Source organism: Lactococcus garvieae subsp. garvieae (assembly GCF_029024465.1).
Lineage (GTDB): Bacteria > Bacillota > Bacilli > Lactobacillales > Streptococcaceae > Lactococcus > Lactococcus garvieae.
The window spans coordinates 1,809,715-1,830,332 of record NZ_CP118950.1; the positions used below are offsets into that span (position 1 = coordinate 1,809,715).

27 protein-coding genes are annotated in these 20,618 nt (G+C 37.3%); 13 read left to right on the top strand and 14 right to left on the bottom strand.

Translation table 11 applies throughout. The features are described from left to right. Window positions 1-22 precede the first annotated feature (22 nt). Window positions 23-1,120, top strand: a complete 1,098-nt coding sequence (locus tag PYW30_RS09085) for a Fic family protein (RefSeq protein WP_042218514.1) — start codon at window positions 23-25, stop codon at window positions 1,118-1,120. A 647-nt stretch (window positions 1,121-1,767) separates the two neighbouring features. On the opposite strand, the gene PYW30_RS09090 is transcribed toward PYW30_RS09085, so the two are convergent. The 8 genes from PYW30_RS09090 to PYW30_RS09125 all read right to left on the bottom strand — a co-directional run bounded on the left by PYW30_RS09090 (window position 1,768) and on the right by PYW30_RS09125 (window position 5,677). Continuing rightward, on the bottom strand, window positions 1,768-2,076 hold the full coding sequence (locus tag PYW30_RS09090; RefSeq protein ID WP_042218516.1) for an antiterminator Q family protein: 309 nt from the start codon (window positions 2,074-2,076) through the stop codon (window positions 1,768-1,770). 447 nt (window positions 2,077-2,523) lie between these two features. Next, entirely contained in the window at window positions 2,524-2,727 is a 204-nt protein-coding gene (locus PYW30_RS09095) for a hypothetical protein (protein WP_232254525.1), read from the bottom strand. A gap of 161 nt (window positions 2,728-2,888) precedes the next feature. Further along, entirely contained in the window at window positions 2,889-3,977 is a 1,089-nt protein-coding gene (locus PYW30_RS09100) for a hypothetical protein (protein ID WP_042218520.1), read from the bottom strand. A 231-nt stretch (window positions 3,978-4,208) separates the two neighbouring features. After that, complete coding sequence (locus PYW30_RS09105) at window positions 4,209-4,583, bottom strand: hypothetical protein (RefSeq protein WP_080719674.1); 375 nt, start codon at window positions 4,581-4,583, stop codon at window positions 4,209-4,211. Further along, window positions 4,580-4,762, bottom strand: a complete 183-nt coding sequence (locus PYW30_RS09110; protein ID WP_042218523.1) for a DUF1655 domain-containing protein — start codon at window positions 4,760-4,762, stop codon at window positions 4,580-4,582. Before PYW30_RS09110 ends, PYW30_RS09105 begins: the two co-directional genes overlap by 4 nt. After that, window positions 4,762-5,055, bottom strand: coding sequence for a hypothetical protein (locus tag PYW30_RS09115; RefSeq protein ID WP_019292810.1), 294 nt, complete (start codon window positions 5,053-5,055; stop codon window positions 4,762-4,764). Before PYW30_RS09115 ends, PYW30_RS09110 begins: the two co-directional genes overlap by 1 nt. Window positions 5,056-5,167: 112 nt before the next feature. Beyond that, window positions 5,168-5,428 (bottom strand): hypothetical protein, encoded by a 261-nt coding sequence (locus PYW30_RS09120; RefSeq protein ID WP_042218525.1) that lies wholly within the window; start codon window positions 5,426-5,428, stop codon window positions 5,168-5,170. 42 nt (window positions 5,429-5,470) lie between these two features. Next, entirely contained in the window at window positions 5,471-5,677 is a 207-nt protein-coding gene (locus PYW30_RS09125) for a helix-turn-helix domain-containing protein (protein WP_004259899.1), read from the bottom strand. A gap of 280 nt (window positions 5,678-5,957) precedes the next feature. Between PYW30_RS09125 and PYW30_RS09130 the strand changes: the two genes are divergently transcribed. From PYW30_RS09130 to PYW30_RS09170, 9 genes are all read left to right on the top strand, one after another. Continuing rightward, window positions 5,958-6,347 carry a helix-turn-helix domain-containing protein gene (locus PYW30_RS09130; RefSeq protein ID WP_042218529.1) on the top strand — a complete coding sequence of 130 codons (390 nt, stop codon included), beginning with the start codon at window positions 5,958-5,960 and terminating at the stop codon, window positions 6,345-6,347. 9 nt (window positions 6,348-6,356) lie between these two features. Continuing rightward, the gene (locus tag PYW30_RS09135; RefSeq protein ID WP_042218531.1) at window positions 6,357-6,908 is read left to right on the top strand and encodes a hypothetical protein; all 552 of its coding nucleotides are present in this window, start codon (window positions 6,357-6,359) and stop codon (window positions 6,906-6,908) included. After that, window positions 6,895-7,104, top strand: a complete 210-nt coding sequence (locus PYW30_RS09140; protein ID WP_143467441.1) for a hypothetical protein — start codon at window positions 6,895-6,897, stop codon at window positions 7,102-7,104. The genes PYW30_RS09135 and PYW30_RS09140 overlap by 14 nt, the downstream gene beginning before the upstream one ends. Window positions 7,105-7,120: 16 nt before the next feature. Then, window positions 7,121-7,351, top strand: a complete 231-nt coding sequence (locus PYW30_RS09145) for a hypothetical protein (RefSeq protein ID WP_042218533.1) — start codon at window positions 7,121-7,123, stop codon at window positions 7,349-7,351. Between the two features lie 181 nt (window positions 7,352-7,532). Then, window positions 7,533-8,528, top strand: a complete 996-nt coding sequence (locus tag PYW30_RS09150; protein ID WP_042218535.1) for a hypothetical protein — start codon at window positions 7,533-7,535, stop codon at window positions 8,526-8,528. An 8-nt stretch (window positions 8,529-8,536) separates the two neighbouring features. After that, on the top strand, window positions 8,537-8,965 hold the full coding sequence (locus PYW30_RS09155) for a type II toxin-antitoxin system death-on-curing family toxin (protein ID WP_232254524.1): 429 nt from the start codon (window positions 8,537-8,539) through the stop codon (window positions 8,963-8,965). A gap of 311 nt (window positions 8,966-9,276) precedes the next feature. After that, on the top strand, window positions 9,277-9,792 hold the full coding sequence (locus PYW30_RS09160; RefSeq protein WP_042218539.1) for an NAD(P)H-dependent oxidoreductase: 516 nt from the start codon (window positions 9,277-9,279) through the stop codon (window positions 9,790-9,792). 214 nt (window positions 9,793-10,006) lie between these two features. Next, the gene (locus tag PYW30_RS09165; protein WP_042218541.1) at window positions 10,007-10,174 is read left to right on the top strand and encodes a bacteriocin; all 168 of its coding nucleotides are present in this window, start codon (window positions 10,007-10,009) and stop codon (window positions 10,172-10,174) included. Between the two features lie 123 nt (window positions 10,175-10,297). After that, window positions 10,298-11,479 (top strand): site-specific integrase, encoded by a 1,182-nt coding sequence (locus PYW30_RS09170; RefSeq protein ID WP_042218543.1) that lies wholly within the window; start codon window positions 10,298-10,300, stop codon window positions 11,477-11,479. 198 nt (window positions 11,480-11,677) lie between these two features. Here PYW30_RS09170 and PYW30_RS09175 read toward each other — a convergent pair whose 3' ends face one another. The 6 genes from PYW30_RS09175 to PYW30_RS09200 form a co-directional block, all read right to left on the bottom strand. Continuing rightward, window positions 11,678-13,039: an APC family permease gene (locus tag PYW30_RS09175; RefSeq protein WP_003133203.1), complete on the bottom strand. Its 1,362-nt coding sequence runs from the start codon at window positions 13,037-13,039 to the stop codon at window positions 11,678-11,680. A gap of 147 nt (window positions 13,040-13,186) precedes the next feature. Then, the gene (locus PYW30_RS09180; protein ID WP_003133202.1) at window positions 13,187-14,140 is read right to left on the bottom strand and encodes an L-threonine 3-dehydrogenase; all 954 of its coding nucleotides are present in this window, start codon (window positions 14,138-14,140) and stop codon (window positions 13,187-13,189) included. Between the two features lie 67 nt (window positions 14,141-14,207). Further along, window positions 14,208-15,398 carry a glycine C-acetyltransferase gene (locus PYW30_RS09185; protein ID WP_014025448.1) on the bottom strand — a complete coding sequence of 397 codons (1,191 nt, stop codon included), beginning with the start codon at window positions 15,396-15,398 and terminating at the stop codon, window positions 14,208-14,210. 228 nt (window positions 15,399-15,626) lie between these two features. After that, complete coding sequence (gene tdcB / locus PYW30_RS09190; RefSeq protein ID WP_042218546.1) at window positions 15,627-16,634, bottom strand: bifunctional threonine ammonia-lyase/L-serine ammonia-lyase TdcB; 1,008 nt, start codon at window positions 16,632-16,634, stop codon at window positions 15,627-15,629. Window positions 16,635-16,658: 24 nt separating this feature from the next. Then, complete coding sequence (locus PYW30_RS09195) at window positions 16,659-17,753, bottom strand: alanine dehydrogenase (RefSeq protein ID WP_042218547.1); 1,095 nt, start codon at window positions 17,751-17,753, stop codon at window positions 16,659-16,661. Window positions 17,754-17,931: 178 nt separating this feature from the next. Continuing rightward, the gene (locus PYW30_RS09200) at window positions 17,932-18,777 is read right to left on the bottom strand and encodes an aldo/keto reductase (protein ID WP_003133195.1); all 846 of its coding nucleotides are present in this window, start codon (window positions 18,775-18,777) and stop codon (window positions 17,932-17,934) included. A gap of 119 nt (window positions 18,778-18,896) precedes the next feature. Here PYW30_RS09200 and PYW30_RS09205 point away from each other — a divergent pair, with 119 nt between their 5' ends. The 3 genes from PYW30_RS09205 to PYW30_RS09215 are packed head-to-tail and all read left to right on the top strand — an operon-like array spanning window position 18,897 to window position 20,550. Then, window positions 18,897-19,376, top strand: coding sequence for an S-ribosylhomocysteine lyase (locus PYW30_RS09205; protein WP_003133193.1), 480 nt, complete (start codon window positions 18,897-18,899; stop codon window positions 19,374-19,376). 14 nt (window positions 19,377-19,390) lie between these two features. Next, on the top strand, window positions 19,391-19,540 hold the full coding sequence (locus tag PYW30_RS09210) for a hypothetical protein (RefSeq protein ID WP_014025452.1): 150 nt from the start codon (window positions 19,391-19,393) through the stop codon (window positions 19,538-19,540). Continuing rightward, window positions 19,537-20,550: a Gfo/Idh/MocA family oxidoreductase gene (locus PYW30_RS09215; RefSeq protein ID WP_042218549.1), complete on the top strand. Its 1,014-nt coding sequence runs from the start codon at window positions 19,537-19,539 to the stop codon at window positions 20,548-20,550. Before PYW30_RS09210 ends, PYW30_RS09215 begins: the two co-directional genes overlap by 4 nt. Window positions 20,551-20,618: the final 68 nt, after the last annotated feature.

Here is a 20,618-nt window from a genome sequence, read left to right on the forward strand (position 1 = left end):
ATAATAAGGAGTGGTAAAATTCATGAAAGCACAAAACTTCATACCTCAAAATTTACCTTTGTCTAATACTGTATATGACATTAATATATATGCTGGAAAATTAATAAAAGCAAGTACTTTACTTAATGCTCTTGGACATACAATAGGAAATTCAAAAATAAATTCAGAAATTTTTATGTTACCTTTACTTAATCAAGAGGCTGCTTCATCTACGAGGATAGAAGGAACACAGGTTACTATTGATGACATCTACGAGGCTCAAAATTCAGATTCTGAGAAAAATATCAATAATCAAGAAGCATTAAATTATATTGATGCAATTGATTATGGAAAAGAATGCATTCAAGAAAGAGGGTATATAAGCAAAAGATTGTTGAAAGAAATGCATGCGATTCTTATGTCTAATGGTGTTCGAGGTGAAAAGAAAAAGCCCGGAGAATTTAAAAAAACTGAGAATTATATTGGTAAAAAGGGCTCCAAAAGAGAGCATGCGGACTTTATTCCTCCTGGTCCTGAACATACTGAGGCGTTAATTGACAATTTAGTTGACTACATCAATTCTGAGGTAGATGATGATAAAATTTTATTTAAAACTGCAGTAATTCACGCTCAATTTGAAACAATTCACCCTTTTTTGGACGGAAACGGAAGGATTGGTCGGGTCTTAATTCCTTTATTTTTATATTATAAAAAAGAAATTGATAGCCCTATTTTCTTTATAAGCAAAAGTCTCGAAAAAAATCAATTTCAATATTATCAGAATTTGAATGCTACTAGATGGAATCAAAACTGGAATCAATGGATTGAATTTTTTCAAGAAAATACAATTCGGCAATGTGAAGATACAATAAGTTTAGTTCGCGAGACGGAACAGTTATTAAAAGAAGATTTAGAATTGTTGAAGTCTCAGCATAATCATTATCAAATCGAAAAGTATATAGTTGCAGTATACTCTTCCCCTATTTTTACTTTGAAAAAGATATGTGATCAAACTGGAATCTCTTATCAATCTTGTAGAAGTTATACAAATACATTGTTACAAGAGAATCGAATATTTAGTAATAATACTAAACGTAATACAAGATTCTACAATTATAGATTTTTAGATAAATTACGTTGAAAACTTTTTAATTTAAAAAATAAGTCTACAATAGTCTTTGTTTTTTAGGCACGCTCCTCTCTCGAGGGGCTTTTTTTCACTTCAACATTTTCCAACATGCCTAGCCTTTTTCCTTACCGTAACCTTGCCGTTATTTCTTAAAAAATTTTATCAAAAACCTTGTACTAACCTTGTACCTTTCATTGGTGTAATTTCAAGTTATAAATATTACAGTTAAGCCAACAGTAGCAAGCACAATCACTGCTTTTATAACTTTGCTACTAAAATAGTTTTTTATGCCAACATTTGCCAACAATACGTACCTCTTACCTTAGTAAAACCTTAGAGTTCTGATGTAGTAAAAATTAGTATTATCGTACCTTTTAGAGCCGTGTTCTGACTTATTTCAGCACCCAATTACAACAATTTGCTTAAAACCTAAGCATTACTAGTACTCATAGTATATTTATGATTAACCAAAAACTCCGAAAACATGAAAAAACCCGCAATTTCGTACCTCTTTTCTTAGCTGTATGATCAATTACACAAAACCGCACACGATAATTTTCATTGAACTCCTACTAAGCCAATAAATACAAGCCTTTACATCACTTTTAAAGTTCTTGGAAAATACCGTATTCGTTTGGTTTTGTATTATTTCGTACCTACTATTCATCATACAGTTGCAAGAAGTAGTAAGCACCATTCTTACACAGCTTTCTGATATAGCCCTCTGACACGTTCTGCTCACGCGCAATAGTTGTATAATACACACGCTTGAGATAGTGCCTAATGATGATGTCGTGCTCTCGTGGGTGTTCTTGCTTGAATTGTTCAAGGCAGTTGTTTAAATGCTCTATTTCAGTATCTGAGAAACTATAATACTTGTCATTCCCGAACTCATAGACGTGCCATACCTTAAAAAATAGTCGTTCAAATCGAGTGAATTCATCTTCAGTTATCTTTGCTTTGCTCATGTTTATATGTTCCTTTCTGGTAAAAATAAATGTCAAGTTTTGTTAGGTTTTCGTACCCCTTTAATGCGTACGGATATTCCACCTTTTTCCACCAATTTACTCTAGCATTTTCTAGCAATTCGTACTTTCTTTATTATTTCCAACCTTAGCATTTCTAAGCATTTTCCCTTTTAGGGTGTCGGATTTGTCGGATATCGTACCTTTTTTAGGGTGTGACATTTGTAACCTTTCGTACCCACCGTGTAAAGTTTGTAAGGTTTCGTACCTCTTCCCGTGTCCGATATGTCCGAATGATTGCTCTTTTTTAGGGACTCCAAAAACTCTGAAATCGTACCCTTTTTTAGGGACAGCAGAAAAGGAAATGTCGTACCTTTTTATTTTGAAATACCTACCCAAAACCATACCTACTTAACCACCAAAAGCCTAGTCAATCGACCAGGCAATTTTTTATTTTGCTTTCTCATATCCTTTAGAGAGTGCTTCAGCTATTTCTGAGTGCGTGCTTTTCCACTTTGAGAAAATGGCTTTGTCTACTCCTATAATTTGGTTAGCGATATAAGATTGTTTAAATCCTTGGCGTGCGTATTCTTCGAGTTTTTGTAAGCCCTCTGCAGTTAGCCACTCCGTCACGCTCGGCTTTCTACGTTGCAAAGGTCTTGCTCTGAACCCTAAGAAAGTGTTATCTGCATTATAAGGATCACGTTTATTTATCTGTTCCTGTGGCAGTGGTGCGAACTCTTCAGCAAGTTGCTCCAGTCCTCGGCTTGGTATACCTGCGATAAAGTCACAGACCTTAATTATTTTATCTATGGTTATTCCTCAACTTTCCCCATTACACCCAAACTGCCTTCAAGAATAGAAATAGCTGTTTGGACTTTGTTCATGCTTACAGCGTCCTGCCCGCTCTTTAAAACATGGTCTTGGACTTCATGGAGCTTATTCAACATATCCACGTTGAGCTTGTCCTCTGCGGGTAGGTTGTCATAGGTTTCTTGGTCTTTAGTTTTTACAGGGGTTGCTCCCTCTTCTAATTCAAAGCCTAATAACTCAGAAATAGCTTCTAAAGCGTGCATGTTCATGTCTGCCAAATCTTTCGCCTTGATTTCTGAACCGTCTGTATAACGTGGGATATAGTTTGGGTCGCCTGTAAACATGGAGTCATTCAAGCTATAAATATCTTGTAGTTCTTTCTTGATAGTGTTTGCTGGTAGGCTTTCCTTAACTTCTGCCGTAATACTTAGCTCTGTCATGCCTAAGAGTTCAAGAATACGGTCAAGTTCTTCACTTACTAAAGAACCGAATACTTCGGGATCTCCCGCTGAAAGCTCGTGGGCTTTAAAAGTCATGTCTTGCAAGTCCGTGATAATTGTTTTTACCGTCCCCTGCGCTTGTTCTGTGTGGCTTTCTGTCACTTGGTCTAAAGATAACCCTAAACTTTCTGTAAGTTCGACAAGGCTGGTGCGTAAAGCCTTAGCAAGTGCTTGCTGTGTGGCTGGTGTTTCTACTCCTTTGTCATCAACGGCGATAAAATCCGTATCTGAATGAGAGAGCCCACTGGCAAGCGTAAAGAGAGTGAATAACTTTGTTTTGATGTCATGGCTTCGGCTGTTGCTTAGCAACTGCTCTAGCGCTTTGGTATCATCCTCTGTATCTGAATAGCTAAAGCCCTCTGCGCCTGTTTTCATCATCTCGTGCATATCTAAATCAATACCTAAGATGTTGCAAACTGTAATCATGGCTTTATTAAACTTCTCGTGTCGCTCTGTTGCTGTCAGTTTTGGAAATTTATAGCCATTTTGTAAGTCTGTGATTGTGTTGAGTGCTTCAGCAAGTTCAAACTTCATTTTTCCGATTTCTGTTTTTGGTGTGTGTTCTTCGTTAAATTTGATAATATCTGTCATTTTGTGTTTTCCTTTTCTGTTTTATCTGAGGTTCTAGGCGTACCTATACGCTTGCTCACAAAAGCCAACGTATTGCCTAGGTCTTTATAGTTCAATGTCATAAGTGCGTGCCTAAGGCTCACTGGTAGCCGTATACGCTGTGTCTGCTCGAACTCATTAAGAAGTGCCTGTTTTTCCTTGGGTGCGTTATGGACGATTATAGGCGGTGTTCTGTTTTGGTTTTTCATGGCATTAGTTCCTTTTCTTTTCCTTGTTTTGAATAGAAAGCACAGTAGGTAGCCAATGAGGTTTCTTATAATTTCGTTTTGACTTCGCAAGTGGCATATTGAGTACCTTTGCATTATTGCTTAAAGATAATTCAAATGCTGTAGTAAATAACGGCTCTACAACTGATTTATCACGTCCAGCTTTTAAATCACGTTTCGCTTGTTGTATTAAGCGGTATTTATCAGCAATTTCTTTCGTAATAACAAGAGGCTTTCTCTCTGTATTTTCAGTGAAGTAGATGAACTTACTCACTAAAGCATGACTTTGCTTTTCATCACAGATAAGCAGTGTAAGATTTTTGGTTCGTCTTACTGTTAACGTATATTTTCCTAATCTCATGCTTTTACACCTCCAATATACTCCACTTGGTAACAATCCCCTAAGAAAGTAAAAGTAATGATAGTTTTGCCGTCAAACAGCTTGTCTGTATTGTCGTCAACCTCGATATGGTGGCGTGCTTTGGCTAAACATTTCCCAAACAATATTTTTGCCTCGTCTACATTTATAAATTGTGTCATTATGCTAACTCCTCTGTTATCATTCCTTTGTTTTTTATATGTGATAATTCTTTGCTTGCGTACTGATCAGCTACAATAAAAATAGTTCTGCTGTCTTGGCTTGTAAAGATTTTAGAAAGTACTTTGCGTAAAGCTGTTCCGTTATCCCTGTGTAAGACAAGGAGATAGCTATATAATGACGGTGCTGTTTCTGATTGATAGTTGTAAATATCAAAACTGTAAAATTCTTGTATCTCTAGCAGTCTTTTAAGAATGCGCCGATACATTAAAACAGTATATGGTGTTTTTCCCATTTCTTTTTAGCCTCCAATTTGTTACAATTAGAGAAAGAGAGCGCGTGAGAGCGCGTGAGTTCACGAGATTTTCTCTAATTTGGTTTAAAGTCGTCTTCGCTCTTCCAAAGTTTCAGACGGCTTTTTCTTTTGTCAAAAATTCTTTAATTTCATGAAACGCTAGTCCAGCTTGCAACATACAGATAATGCTATCTGTGTAAGCTCTAAGCGTTTCTTTTTGTTCTGTGGTTAATTTATCGCCTGACTTCTTAAAAGCTCTCAGACTGCGATATTTCCCCTCTGTCGTAAGCTGTACAAGCAAGTCAATGATTATTTTGCGATAGTACGGCTTATAGTTTTTACTCTGTGAAATAGCTTGATTTAATTTGTTCATATTCTTACTCGATCGCTGGGCACGCGCTTTGGTCAGTAATGGTCAGTTTATTTTGTAGGCTTCACATACTGCAGTAATAAAAATGTTTGCGTATGGTGTGCCTTTCTGTTTCCCTAAGAGAATTGCGGATACATCTTGCTTAGGGTATCCAGTTAATCGCACTAAGGCTTGTTGTGTCCAACCCTTATCTGACAGATACTGCTTAATTTTCAAGCGGTAGGCGTCCATGTTTTGCGTTGTGTCAATCATTGTTAAGTGTTCCTTTCTTTTTATGCGTAAGATAATATGTAAGTCATTATGTATATTTATCTTTGACAAACAGTATATGTTTGTGTACAATGAATGTATAGAAAAAATCACTTAATAAACTAAATATCAATGGCTGGCAGGCTTATCGAATTTGTTTATAAGGGCTTTTTGCTTACTTTTTATCTGACAGAATTATAATAACACAAAGATATACTTTCTGTCAAATCTAAACTTACGTTTTGTATTCTTTTTTTACAAAAAACGACTTGAAAGGCACGAAATGACTATCTTTGAAAGAATTAAGGAACTATCCAAAAAAAGGAATATCTCAGTAAAAGAGCTTGCATTGCAACTCGGTTTTAGTGAAAATTTATTCTATCGCTGGAAAACCACCAATCCAAAAGCTGAAGATCTCGCAAAAGTTGCCGACTACTTCAACGTGTCCGTAGACTATTTACTAGGGCGTGAGGAAGCGAAGCCAGTAAACGAACCAATAGACTTGGCAGAAGTCGCAAACTCTGATGATGACGACGCCATTTGGGAAACCTTCCTAAACGCTGGTGGTCGTCCGTTAACTGAAAAAGATAAAATGGGCATTAAGTTACTTTTTGCAGATCGTTGGGAAGAGTTCCGACAAACTGCAAAAGAACATAAAGAAGGTAAAAAATGAGGGCGATACATGAATCAAGAAGAATTGACCGCTCTCGTTATAAATGAGATTGAGAAATTAGGCATTGATTATCGACCTTATAATCTGGATAATCAACACGCTTTAATAAACAACACTTTAAAAGCTGGGAGTTACAACCAAACCACAGCTACACCTTTCGACCACGCGCACGAGTATATGCACGCCTACTATAAAGACGATCGACGAGAAAACGAATGCGACACACTGAGCCGTGCGGAAAAGAGAGCCAACAAAGAGGCTGTCCTCATGTTGTGGGACTGGTTTGTACAACGAGGCGGAACGTTTGACGATATTTATATGTTCTGTCAAGTTACAGGTTGTCCCTATGAGATGACAAATCGGCTTATTCGGTCGATGTGCTGTGATAATTGCGACAAGAGCTTCAAAGAATGCGCGGTTGAATACCTCAGCCAATTCGATGTCATCACACGAGACAATCTCAACATATACAACTTCTTGGATTACTACGACTACCACTACAACGCTTTTGAAGAAGCGAAGTCTTTAATGTGGTCGCTGTGCTGGTTTGAGTTGGTATGATGAAAAGGAGAGTAATATAGATTCAGATAATATGAGTAATTTCGAAGAAGATTTATACAAAGCCGTTGTAATTGCAACTTATGAAAAGAAATTTGGCGATAGATACAGACTACCACATAAAGACTTTGAGGATTTAATGAAGTTACCTGTTTCAGAGCTTGAAAACGTCATAAGTCAAATGATTGCTTCAATTTAGTAAGGAGTTAGATAAAATGGAAAAAAATAGAGATCAAGAACAAGGAAACGTAAGAATGTGTCCTAACTGTAAAACAATAGATGCTTTTATGCTTGGGCGAATTGAACGACTTCAGCGTGATGATTTAACACTTGTCGTTACTGATTGGTATTGTTATGTATGTGATACAAAATTTCCTGACGGTAATAAAAAAATACAAGAAGATGCTAATTACATCCCACTGAGGGCTAGTAACAAACCTTTATAAGTACTTGACATTTCAATTATTGTTAAACGTCCACAAACCATGCGTACACAGTACTTATAGCTGTTTTCCAGTAAATGAAAAGCACTGTATATGTCAAGTTTTGTCACCCTATATAGTTTTAAACCTTAACATTTCTTAACAAAATAAAAAGCGCCTGGGCGCGTGAAAGGAGTTCCGAAAAATGGGAAGAGATTTAACTCAATCGTCAATAGATAGACAAAGCATATTGAACAACCCATTTGCATTAGAAAAAGCTCAAAAAGAATTTAACTTGGAGGGCGTGTACTTTACTAATCAACAAATTGCAGATTTTTATGGCGTTAGTTTACGTACGATTACTGCTACAATTGCAGACAATGAAGAAGAATTAACAAGAAATGGTCTAGAAGTTGTAACTGGAGAAAAATTAAGGAGTATTTTTGCTCACAGTAACTATTTTGGTAATGCAGAACTTTACACTACCAAAACAACAAAGCTGACAGTATCAACGTTTAAGACAGTCTTAAATTTTTCCATGCTTTTAAAAACAAGCGATAAAGCTAGAGAAGTAAGAAGTAAAATTTTAGATATAACAGTAGAAGTTTTAGAGAATAAAACTTCTAACAGCACAAAGTATGTAAACCAACGAGACAAGGAATATATTCCACATGCTCAACGTGAAGCGGTAGAAAGGAAAAAATTCACAAATTCTCTCAAAGATTATATAAATATGGGGAATTATAAATACGCATATTTTACAAACGAAGTATATAAAGCAATCTTCAGAGAACGTGCTCAAGAGTATAAAAACCTTTTAAAACTTACTTCAAAAGAAAATATACGCAACACCCTATATAGCGAGGTATTATTGATTATTGCTAGTTTTGAGGCAGGTTTAGCTAGTGAGTTTGAAAAGAATAGTCTAGCTTTAGGGCGAGGGTTGTCAAAAGAGGAGGCTGATAAGATAATATATGATTTTTCTGAACAACCTCTACTCACGCCATTTTTAGACAATGCAAGAACTTTAATGGCTTCTAGGGATAACTCATTAAGAGATGTAAAACACGAGAAACTTTCAGAATATATAACAGCAATGTCTCAAGAAGACTATGAAAAATTTCTGGGTGAACAAAGTAAATCTTTAGAACAGCAAATCCAAGAAAATAGAGCAGTGTTTGAAAGGTTGAAAGATAAGTGATAAACTATGTGACCTTAGAAATTGCATACAAGGAGCATGAAAAGATAATTAATAAAACTGGTGGGCTTCATGGTATAAGGAACGATCGTTTAGAGAGTGTTTTAGAGCATATTCAAAATGACTTATACTATCCATACTTTGAAGATAAATTGTGCCACTTAGTTTTTTCAGTAGCTGAAAATCATTCTTTTCAAGACGGCAATAAACGATCATCAATCGTTTTAGGTTCTCTATTTTTAAAGATAAACAGTTATCCTGACGAAGTTATCAATGATTTTATACAAAAAATGGAAGCTCTGGTATTAATGATTGTTGAAAAAGAAATTTATAAAGAAGACTTAAATGGGTATATCTATTTCATAATTAATCAAGAAGAAATGCCAGAGGAGCTTTTAGAACCTTTAGAAATTCGCTTGGAGAGAGAGCGGGGTTATTAAGAAAATCAGTAAGTTTCTGCCACAAGTGGCAAAACCGAAAACTTCATTGTTGCATTCCTATATTTTAAGACTGCTCTTTTTAATGAGTCCGACAAGTCCGAAATACCTCCCCAAAATCTCCCTAAATACTTTGCCTAGGCGTTGGCATTATAAGTTGACATATTTTCAAGAAAAAGGCGAAATGGTTGCACAGGGGTAAGATGTAAAGCAGTCGTACCTAAACCGACAATTTGTCGGGTATGCCCTACCCTTGCAAGTGTAGAGCTAAGGTCGCATTTAACAATATTATTTAACTAAAATAGAAAGAAAAAATGAAAACACTCGTAATAATAGCCCACCCTAATATAGAACAATCAAACTTTAATAGAGCTTGGAAAAATGAATTGGAAAAACATGATGTAACGGTACATGATTTGTATAGGGCTTATCCAACGGGCAACATTGACATTGAAAGAGAGCAAGAACTCTTAAAAAGTCATGACCGCATTGTTTTTCAATTTCCTTTATATTGGTATAGTACACCAGCATTACTTAAACAGTGGCAAGATGATGTGTTAACTTACAACTTTGCTTATGGTTCAAAAGGAACTTTTCTACACGGTAAAGAATTCATATTATCTATTTCGGCAGGCTCTTTAGAAGAAGATTATCAAGTAGGTGGGCGTAAGCAATTTTCTATAAGCGAGGTCGTTCGACCGTTACAAATGATGAGCCAGCTATGCGGTTTTAAGTTTATGAAGCCATTTGTACACTACGGAGCAAATACAGCTAACGGCAGTGAGATAACTCTAAGTAGTAAGTCTATGGTTAACCATATTCTTTTGTGACCTAATTGTCCTGTCACAACTCATCCGCAAAGGAGTAGCTCAAACAGCGCCCTAGAAAGGAAATGTAACATGAAAAATCAAAAACGAAAATACTATAAAAAAACCTATCAAATAATAACTCTGGTTATGCTTTTACTTATTCTTCTACTCGTGTACTTATGGCACGAGCATGTTTTGACACTATCATTCTAAGGAGAAAGAAGAGGACTTTGCAATGAAACAAGGCGACACTATCAAACTCTCAAATGGCGAGAAAGCCACAATAACAATGGGAGATGAAAACAAAAATTTTAATAATATCTATGTAGTTCGTTTAGAAAACGGAGAGCGTCGCGTTATCGACCGCAAGACTCTATCTTTAGCGAATAAGGAAAACACCTAGCCAAAATCTAATCAATGACATCAACGCACGCGCCCTGTAACGCTCAAAAATGCGCGTGCCATATAATCATGTTTAAATTCTCTTAACTTTGCCTTGCCTGACAATAGAACAGGAGATACGAACATGAACATAAAAGAGATCACAAAAAAAGACGGTACAATCGCATACCGTGCTAGTGTTTATCTTGGCGTTGATAGTCTGACAGGTAAACAAGTGCGTACAACCGCCACGGCTAAAACTCGCAAACAATGCGAAATCAAAGCTAACCAAGCTATAAATAATTTTAACAAAAATGGCTGCACGGTAGCAAGAGAAAGAGTTGTCTTTAAAGATTTTGAAGAGCTTACTTTAAGTTGGTTTGAAAGCTACAAATTAACTGTTAAAGAAAATTCTATTAGAGTTGCGGAGAACTTTATCAACGTCTATTTGTTACCTTCTATCGGGGCGTATAGGCTTGATAAAATAAACACAGTCTTGTTACAAGGAATAATTAATAAGTGGGCTAGAAATGCTAATACAGCGACTATAATTAATGGACGTCGTGAGAAAGGGAAATGTAAGGACTATAAACTCCTTCTTAATTTCATCACTCGCATATTAGACTATGGTATACAGCTTGGAGCAATTGACAGCAACCCAGCAAAGCAAGTTATACCACCAAAATTGAAAGCTAGAACATCTCAAAAAATTAAATATTTTGATAATGATGAGCTTAAAAAGTTTTTAAAGTATCTAGATAACTTAGAAACAACTGCAGAGAACCAAAGAATTTCTACTCTATATAAGTTATTGCTTGCCACTGGTTTACGTGTCGGAGAAGCACTTGCTTTAAATTGGTCAGATATCGACTTTAAGGATAATTATATCAATGTATCTAAAACAATTGTACAAAAGAGTCGAACTATACAAAATACCCCGAAGACTAAAGAAAGTGGTCGTGTGATTTTTTTAGATGATAACACCGTACAAATCCTTAAAGAATGGAAAAGAACTCAACAAAATGGAGTAATTTCGTTTCATGATGAATTAATCTTTTCTTATAATAAACTCTCTCGGACGTATGCTTGTGAGCGAGAAAAATTAATCCGACACTTCAAAAAGGCTGATGTTCCTAATATAGGTTTTCATGGCTTTAGACACACACACGCAAGCTTACTGATGAATAATGATGTAAACCCTAAGGAGATACAGCACAGGCTCGGTCATTCAGATTACGGAGTAACCATGAACACATACAGCCACCTTGCTAAACACAAAGAAAAAGATACTGCAGAAAAATTCGGCAATATCTTGAAAGCATTATAATTTTTTAATAAACGTAGTTAAAAGCGTAGTTAAATATAATTAAATGAGCTTACTTCCCTTTAGAATAAGGGATAACCCCCTTTTGTTTTTTCATAAGCAAATTATAGCAAAATTACTTTAAAAAGCAAATGCTGATAAAAAAATAAGCTCTTCTTTCATGCCAAAAGAAAAAACTCCACAATCGGAGTTTTTTCTCTATTAACGATGGTACTTCTTGTCTAGATGATTGTAAACAGGAAGACCAATTAAGGTAAAGACAACACCGACCATGGCTGGAACTTGGTTACTCATATAGTCTGAACTGATCAAAGTCATAACCAAGATGAAGACCCCACCAATGATTGCAATAATTGGAATCACAGGATAAAGTGGTACTTTATATGGACGGACTAATTCTGGTTCGCGCTTACGTAAGATAAAGACCGTAATGAAAACCATAGTGTAGAAAATCCAAATTACAAAGACCAACATATTTGTTAAGAAGTCGAAAGCATCGCTTGAAAGCATTGTTACAACTAACATGATTGCTGCAATTGCAACTTGCAGAATACCTGAGTTTACGGGAACACCGCTCGCTGAGAGCTTTTTGAACGTTTTCCAGAAAGGGAAAGATTTCTCTGTTGCCAAAGCGTATGAAGCACGCATCCCTGTCATCGAGTAACCATTAATTGTACCGTAAACAGAAATCAAGATACCAATTGTGACAAGTTTGCCACCCATCCCACCAAATATTGTATTGGCAACAATAGCAGGGAGATTAGGATTATTTTCCATCAAGGTTGGAATACCTAAAGTACGAATATAAGCCGCATTGATAAAGACATAGACAAACATGATCGCAACTATACCGAGAATAATCGCACGCGGCAAATGTTTTGCAGGATTTTTCATTTCACCGGCAATATTACCAGCATAAATCCAACCATCATAGGCAAACATAGTTGCTAAAAGACCTGAACCAATTGCGGATGCCAAGGATAAGTTTTCTCCTGCTGTAATAGGAAGCAATTGGAAATCAACACCACCAGGACGAAGTAAACCAACAACCACAATCAAGGCAATCGGAATTAACTTAATCACTGTTGTAACGGACTGAAGCCCCCCTGCAGCTTTAGAACTAATAAAGTTAATCAAGGTAACTGTAATTGCTGCAATTACACCGACTATTGCGGTATTAGCAGCACTCACATTCATCCCAAATAAATTTAAAAATTGCGTACCAAATACAACAGACAGCGCTGCAATATTTGCAGGGAAGTAGATAATAGACTGTGCCCAACCTAAAAGAAATGACCAACGTTTACCAAAACCACGTTGAATGTAGCGAATCATCCCACCTGTTTCAGGAATAGCAGCAGCAAGTTCTGCCGCAGTTAACCCCCCACAAATTGAAATGATACCACCAAGGATCCAAACCAATATGTGCAATCCTGGTTGGCCAGTGAGTTCCGCAACTCGTCCAGCCTTGAAGAATACACCTGCACCAATAACCGTACCCATTACTGTTGTAAGGGCAGGGAAGAAACCAAGCGTTCGCTTCATTTCATTTTTTTGTTCCATAAGAGCTCCTCTTTCAAAGATAAATTTTTGATAAGATTAATAATAACAATGCTGATTCCTAACATCAGCATTAGAGAGTAATCTTGTAACCGATTACTCTCTTATTTTAACATAATTTTCGATTTTGTGATGGGATGAACTTAGTTTTTAGCCTTTTAATTTCTCTGTAAGTTTTTCAAGCATTTCTTTCGTCATTGCATCTAAATCATATTTAGGATTGAAGCCCCATTCTTCTTTGGCACAAGTTGCATCGATAGAGTTTGGCCAGCTGTCTGCGATACCTTGACGGACTGGATCTACATCATAATCCATTGTAAAGTCTGGCATGAATTTTTTGATTGATGCAGCAATTTCTTCAGGCTCAAAACTCATCGCAGTGATATTGAAAGCGTTACGGTTTACTAATTTGTCTGCAGGTGCATTCATCAAGTCGACAATGGCATCGATTGCATCTGGCATGTACATCATATCCATTTTTGTTCCTTCAGCGATGAAGCTTGAATAATGACCATTTTTGATTGCTTCATAGTAGATATCTACAGCATAGTCTGTCGTTCCTCCACCAGGCAATGTTTTATAAGAAATCAAACCTGGGAAACGCACACCACGTGTATCAACACCAAATTTAGTGTAGTAGTAATCACAAAGCAATTCCATAGAAACTTTAGTTACACCGTACATTGTATTTGGACGTTGAATAGTCACTTGAGGTGTGTTATCCATTGGAGTGCTTGGCCCAAAGGCTGCAATAGATGATGGTGAGAAGTATTGGAGCTTAAGTTCACGCGCTGTTTCCAAGGCATTAACCAAACCACCCATGTTCAAATTCCAAGCAAATTGGGGTTTTGCTTCAGCAACAGCTGAAAGAAGTGAAGCCAAGTGGATAATAGTATCCACACCATTATCTTTAGCAATTGCCATCATTTTGTCGCGGTCCATGACGTCCAAAATTTCAAAATGACCGTCAGTCACAACTGGATTACCTTCGACTTCACGTACATCTGTTGCGATAACATTATCAACCCCAAGATCTTTACGAAGACGTTCTGTTAATTCTGATCCGATTTGTCCGAGTGCGCCTGTGATGAGTACTTTTTTCATTATATTTTCTCCAATATATTTGTTATATGCTTACTTGTAATAAAATGGTTTTTATTGCCTCAAGGAATTAAATCAAGCCGATTTCTTTACCTACTTTGGCAAAAACAGCAACCGCTTCATCTAACATTTCTTTCGTATGCGCTGCTGTAGGCATCGCACGTACACGTCCTGTTCCAAGTGGTACAGTTGGGAATACGATCGGTTTAACATAGACGCCATTTTCAATCAATTTCTTAGAAAACTCTTGTGTTTTCGCTTCATCTCCGAGAATAACTGGAGTGATTGGAGTTTCAGATACACCCGTATCAAAGCCGGCTTTTTGTAATTCTTCTTTGAAATATTTTGCGTTGTCCCAAAGTGTTTCAACATATTCTGGATGATCATGCATTAAGACAAAGGCTTCTTTAGCTGCCGCTGCTGCACCCGGTGTCAATGAAGTTGAGAAAAGGAAAGGACGCCCTTGTGATTTAAGCCAGTCAACCAAAAGTTTTGAGCCTGCTACATAGCCGCCCACTACACCAATCGCTTTTGAAAGTGTCCCGATTTGGAAATCAATCTTATCTTGCAAACCAAAATGTTTTACTGTACCAGCTCCGCCGCCCATAACACCAGAACCATGCGCATCATCAACATAGGTAATCAAATCATATTTTTCAGCGATTTCAACAATTTCTGGTAATTTAGCAACGTCACCATCCATTGAGAACACGCCATCTGTGATGTACATTACTTTATTGTATTCACCAGACTCCGTCGCTTCTTTTGCTTTTGCTTCAAGATCAGCCATATCTTGGTGTTTAACACGGATAATTTTAGCACCTGAGAGACGACATCCATCAATAATTGAGGCGTGGTTCAGTTCATCTGAAAGAATCGCATCCCCTTTTTTCATGACGGCGCTGATCGCTCCCATATTACAATTGAAACCTGATTGAAACGCAATCGCGGCTTCTGTGCCTTTAAATTCAGCAATTGTTTTTTCTAATTCAATGTGTATATCTAAAGTGCCATTGATAGTACGTACAGCACCAGCTCCAGCTCCATATTTATCTGTTGCATCTTTTGTCGCTTGAATTAATTCAGGACGTGTTGCAAATCCCAAATAGTTATTTGAAGCAAGGTTAATCATCTTGTTACCCGCAACTGTAATCTCAGGTCCATTGGCACTATCTAAAACGTCAATCGTGTTGAGTAAACCCTTTTGTTTAAGGTCTCCAAGCCCATTTTCGAGGAACTGTGTTAAAACTTTTGAAGTCATTCTATAACCTTCTTTCAATTTTTAGTTACATGCTTTGTAACCGTTTACAGTAAGTTTAACACTTTTTATTTTCTCATGCAAGGATTTCTTTGCACTTTGATTAAATTTTAATTTAAATTACATGTCTTTGTGAATTTCGTGATGTCAGAGTAAATTATCTCACGATTAAAAAAAGACTGAACTATACAAAAAAAGACTCTGAAATTCAAAGTCTTTTTTTTTAAAGAATTATTGATCGTTGTCATTGGCAATGAGAAAATGATCCACAACATCTTCAATACGGGCCAAGTCAACATTCCCGCCTGAAACGATAGAAACAACTTTTTTGCCCTTCACATAATCATCAACTTTACCTGAGAGGATAGCTGCTGTTGCAAGAGCGCCAGCGCCTTCCACCACGATTTTTGTACGTTGAATCAGATCTTTAATGGCTAATTCAATTTCTGCTTCTGTCACAAGAACCATGTTATCAACGATTTGATTGACTACTTCAAAAGTCAATTCGCCTGGGTAAGCCACATGACAGCCATCTGCAATCGTTGGCGCTTCATCATGGTGTACTTTCTTACGTTCTCTAAAGGATGCCGTCATACCATGACAATTTTCAGCTTGAACACCAATAACTTGAATATTAGGATTAAAAGATTTCAAGGCAACTGCAACACCTGAAATCAAACCACCACCGCCTACGGGCACCAATACTGTGTCAACATCCCACAGGTGATCTAAGATTTCTAAACCGATTGTTCCTTGTCCAGCCATTACCTCTTCATCATCATATGGGGGGATATACGTAATATTATTTTCTTTAGCATAAGCTTCACAGAAGGCCTTTGAATCATCAAACTGTTCGCCTTCAAGCATTACTTCTGCACCATAGCCACGTGTAGCATCAACTTTAGCTTGAGGCGCACCTTTTGGCATAACAATAATACTCTTGATTCCCAAAAGTTTTGATGTTAGAGCAACACCTTGGGCGTGGTTACCTGCTGAACAAGCAATAACTCCACGCTCCTTTTCTTCTTGAGACAATTGAGCAATCTTATTGAAAGCACCTCGGAACTTGAATGAGCCTGTTAATTGCATATTTTCAAGTTTCAAGTAAACTTCGCCACCTGTTTTAGCAGTCAAGAACATTGACTGAATCAATGGTGTTTCACGTGCATATTGTTTAACAGTGTTTTGAGCTTTTTTAATATCTTTAATTGTAATTGGCAGATTTGCTAAATTTGGCATAATTCTTTTTCCTTAGATTTCTTTTTAAAGTTCCGTATAAGTGACATCGATTGAATCAGCAAGTGCTTTAGAAACGACTTTTCCTTTATAAACACTCAAACCAGATAAAAGCTCTTTTGATTTCAATGCCTCATCTAAGCCTTTGACTGAAATGTCCTTGAGGAAAGAGATATTGCCTTGAGCCAAAGCAATTGTCGCTGTACGTGGTGTTGCACCTGGCATATTTGGCACAGCATAATGAATAATGTCATGTTTGATGAAGACGGGATCCGCATGGTTTGTTGCATGATCGATTGTTTCAACAGTTCCCCCTTGGTCAATCGCAATATCCACGATAACAGAACCTGGTTTCATAGATTCAACCATATATTCTTTAACTAATTTTGGTGGTTTAGCGCCAGGGATTAAGATTGTTGAGATAAAGACATCCGCAAGTTTAATATTTTCTTCAAGAGCTTCAGTTGTTGATTTAACGATTTCAACTGTTTTGCCTGCATAACGTTCTTTAAGTTGAGCGATACGCGCATCGCCAAGTTCAATGATAATAACCTTACATCCTAAAGCAACAGCCATATCTGCGGCATTTTCTGCGGCATTACCACCACCAAAGATAACTACAGTACCCGCCTCGATACCTTCAATACCAGGGAGAAGAATTCCTTCCCCTTCATGTTGTTTTTCAAGATAATATTGCCCAATATTAACTGCACGACGCCCTGCAATAGCTGACATTGGTTTAAGTAACTCCAGCACACCATTGATTGAGATGTTTTCACCAGAAATAGCTGTTACACCGACTTCCATCATTTTTTCAACACAAGCTTTATTTGCTGCCAAATGCAAGAATCCCCAAATAATTTGTCCTGGTTTGAAATATTTATATTCAGATTCCATTGGTTCTTTGACTTTAACAATCAACTCCGCTTCCCAAGCAGTTTCTGTATCAACAATTTGCCCTCCAGCTGCTTCGTAAAGGTCATTTGTAAAACCACAACCTGCACCAGCATTGCTATCGACAAGGACTTCATTACCTGCTTCAACGAGTATTTTCACGTTTTCTGGAGTCATCCCCACACGCGCTTCACCTTGTTTTGGGTCTTTAATTACACCAATTTTCATTTTGTTTCTCCTTTGTGAATTCTTTATCAATTAAATGATAGCACTTTCATTCTCTTTTGGCAATTATTTTTGTGAAATAAAACACTTTTTTAACGGTTTATTATTCTTCCTGTCTATATTCTGTCAATTATAAAAAAAGACACTCAAATCTTACAATTTGAATGTCTTTAAACTTATTTTAGTGGTCAACTTCGTCTGGATTGCGTGCTAGACCTGCTTTCCCATGAAGGCTGTCAATAAAGGCGATATCTTCTTCAGTCAAATCAAAATCAAAGATATCCGCATTTTCTTTAATACGGCTTGCCGTTACAGATTTAGGTAAAGGAAGGTAGCCTTTGTGTAAACTCCAACGTAAAACGACTTGGGCAACTGTTTTACCATATTTAGCTGCAATATCCGTCAATTCTGTAACCGCAAAGATTTTACCTGTACCAAGAGGGCTGTAAGCTTCTGTCAAAATATCGTGTGCTTTATTGAAGGCAACAACCTCTTCTTGCTGATCCGAAGGGTTAACCATAATTTGATTGACCACAGGTTTAATTTCGGCGACTTCCAATAATGGTTCCAAGTGACGTGGATGGAAGTTCGATACCCCAATAGCACGCACTTTTTTGTCGTGTACGCCTTCTTCCATGGCTTTCCAAACGGCGGCATTGCGCTCTGCAAAGTTTGGACGAAACGCTTTTGGATTTGGCCAGTGAATAAGATAAAGGTCCACATAGTCTAAACCTAATTTTTCCAAGCTTTCGTTAAGTGCTGCTCGTGCATCTTCTGTTGTGCCAACGGCCCAAAGTTTTGTCGTAATAAACAAATCTTCGCGTGCAATTCCACTGTCTTTAATCGCGCGGCCCACTGACTCTTCATTGCCATACACAGCTGCTGTATCAATATGACGGTATCCCACTTCTAAGGCGGTTTTTACAGCTTGATATGCTTCTTCGCCATCTTTAGATTGCCATGTTCCAAAACCCACTTTTGGAATTGTCATACCATTTGCGAGAGTGTAAGTTTCTGTAAGTGACATAATTTCTCCTTTTCTTTACTTTCTAGCTTCATTCTATCACTTTACGAGGTCAGACAAAAAAATTTTGGTTCAAAAAATGGTAAAATAGAAGAATACTAAGAATAGTGGAGGTAGAAAATATGGCTGAAGTAGAATCATTCCAGCTCGATCACACAAAAGTTTTAGCACCTTACGTGCGTCTAATTGGGACAGAAACTGGTCCTAAAGGTGATATCATCACCAACTTTGATGTCCGTTTTGTGCAACCTAATCACGGTGAAATCCCGACAAGTGGACTACATACTATCGAACACTCAATGGCAAGTTTGATACGTGACCGTATTGATGGCATGATTGACTTTTCTCCTTTTGGATGTCGTACTGGCTTCCATATGATTATGTGGGGCGAACCAACTGCTGAGGAGATTGCCAAAGTAATCACTTCATCTTTGGAAGAGCTTGCAGGAGACAGTTTCACTTGGGATAATGTCCCAGGGGTTGCCGAAAAAGAATGTGGAAATTATCGTGATCATTCATTATTTTCAGCAAAAGAATGGGCGAAGAAAATTTTAAGTGAAGGTATCTCCTCGGATGCTTTCGAACGTCGCCTTGTAAAATAGAGAGAAAGAGAACCATGGGAAAGTATCAATTAGACTATAAAGGGCAAGCCTCTGTCCAAAAATTCCACGAAAAAAATTCAAATAAAAAGACAGATAAGTTGTCAAAAATCGAGGAATTAAAAAAACAACACCAAGCGAAAAAGAAAAAAGAGAAGAAAGCATGAAAAAGTTAAACATTGCTTATGTTGGTTTTGGGAAGTCCACCAATCGCTATCATATTCCTTATGTTAAAATTCGTGAGCACTTCAACATTGCACGCATTGTCAATCGTAGCCTCGGTAAACGTCCTGAACAAGCCATACTTGAGGCTGAAGGAACTGTTTTTTCAACAGACATCAATGATATTATTCAAGACGATTCGATTGATTTAGTCATCGTAGTCACGCCAGGTGCTGCACATTACGAAACCAGCAAAAAGCTTTTACTGGGTGGAAAAAACGTTATCTGTGACAAACCTTTAGTAGAAACTTTAGAACAAGCCAAAGAATTGGTGGGTATCGCTCAAGAAAAGAACCTCTTCTTTATGCCTTTCCAAAATCGTCGTTTTGACAGTGATTTTTTGACGGTCAAAAAAGTTTTGGAGGCGGGTTACCTAGGAGATTTGCTTGATATTACTGTCACTATGGATCACTATCGTCCAGCAGACGCATCTGCTGGAAAAAACTTTGATGGTGCCTGGTATGGCCACGGTGTACACATGGTTGACCAAATGGTTTCACTCTTCGGTCAACCAAAAGATGTACAGTACGATATACGTTCGACACGTGATTCAAACGCTGTAGATGATTACTTCTCTGTAAACTTGCTTTACACCGATTTCCGTGCAACCGTTCAAGCCACTGAACTGGCTGCGCTCAAACGTCCCAAATGGGTGCTTTATGGTTCTAGAGGAACTTTAATTAAAGAAAACGTTGACCAACAGGAAAATGATTTGAAGGTGGGAATCTTCCCAGGAAGTGAAGGGTTTAGTGCCGATACACCACAAGATTTTGCTCAATTGACATACTACAATCAAAATGGAGATCGTATTGACAAGTCAATTCCTACGATTTTAGGCGATTATGGCCGTGTTTATGATACAGCTTATGAGTCAATCGTGAATGGAGCTGAAAAACTCGTTTCAGATGATCAAATTTTGACGGTTATTGAAACTTTAGAAAATGGTTTTAAATAAGAAAGTCCTCTTTGAGGGCTTTTTGTATACCTTTCTATCGGCAAAAATAGCAATTCATTTCCTGAAAG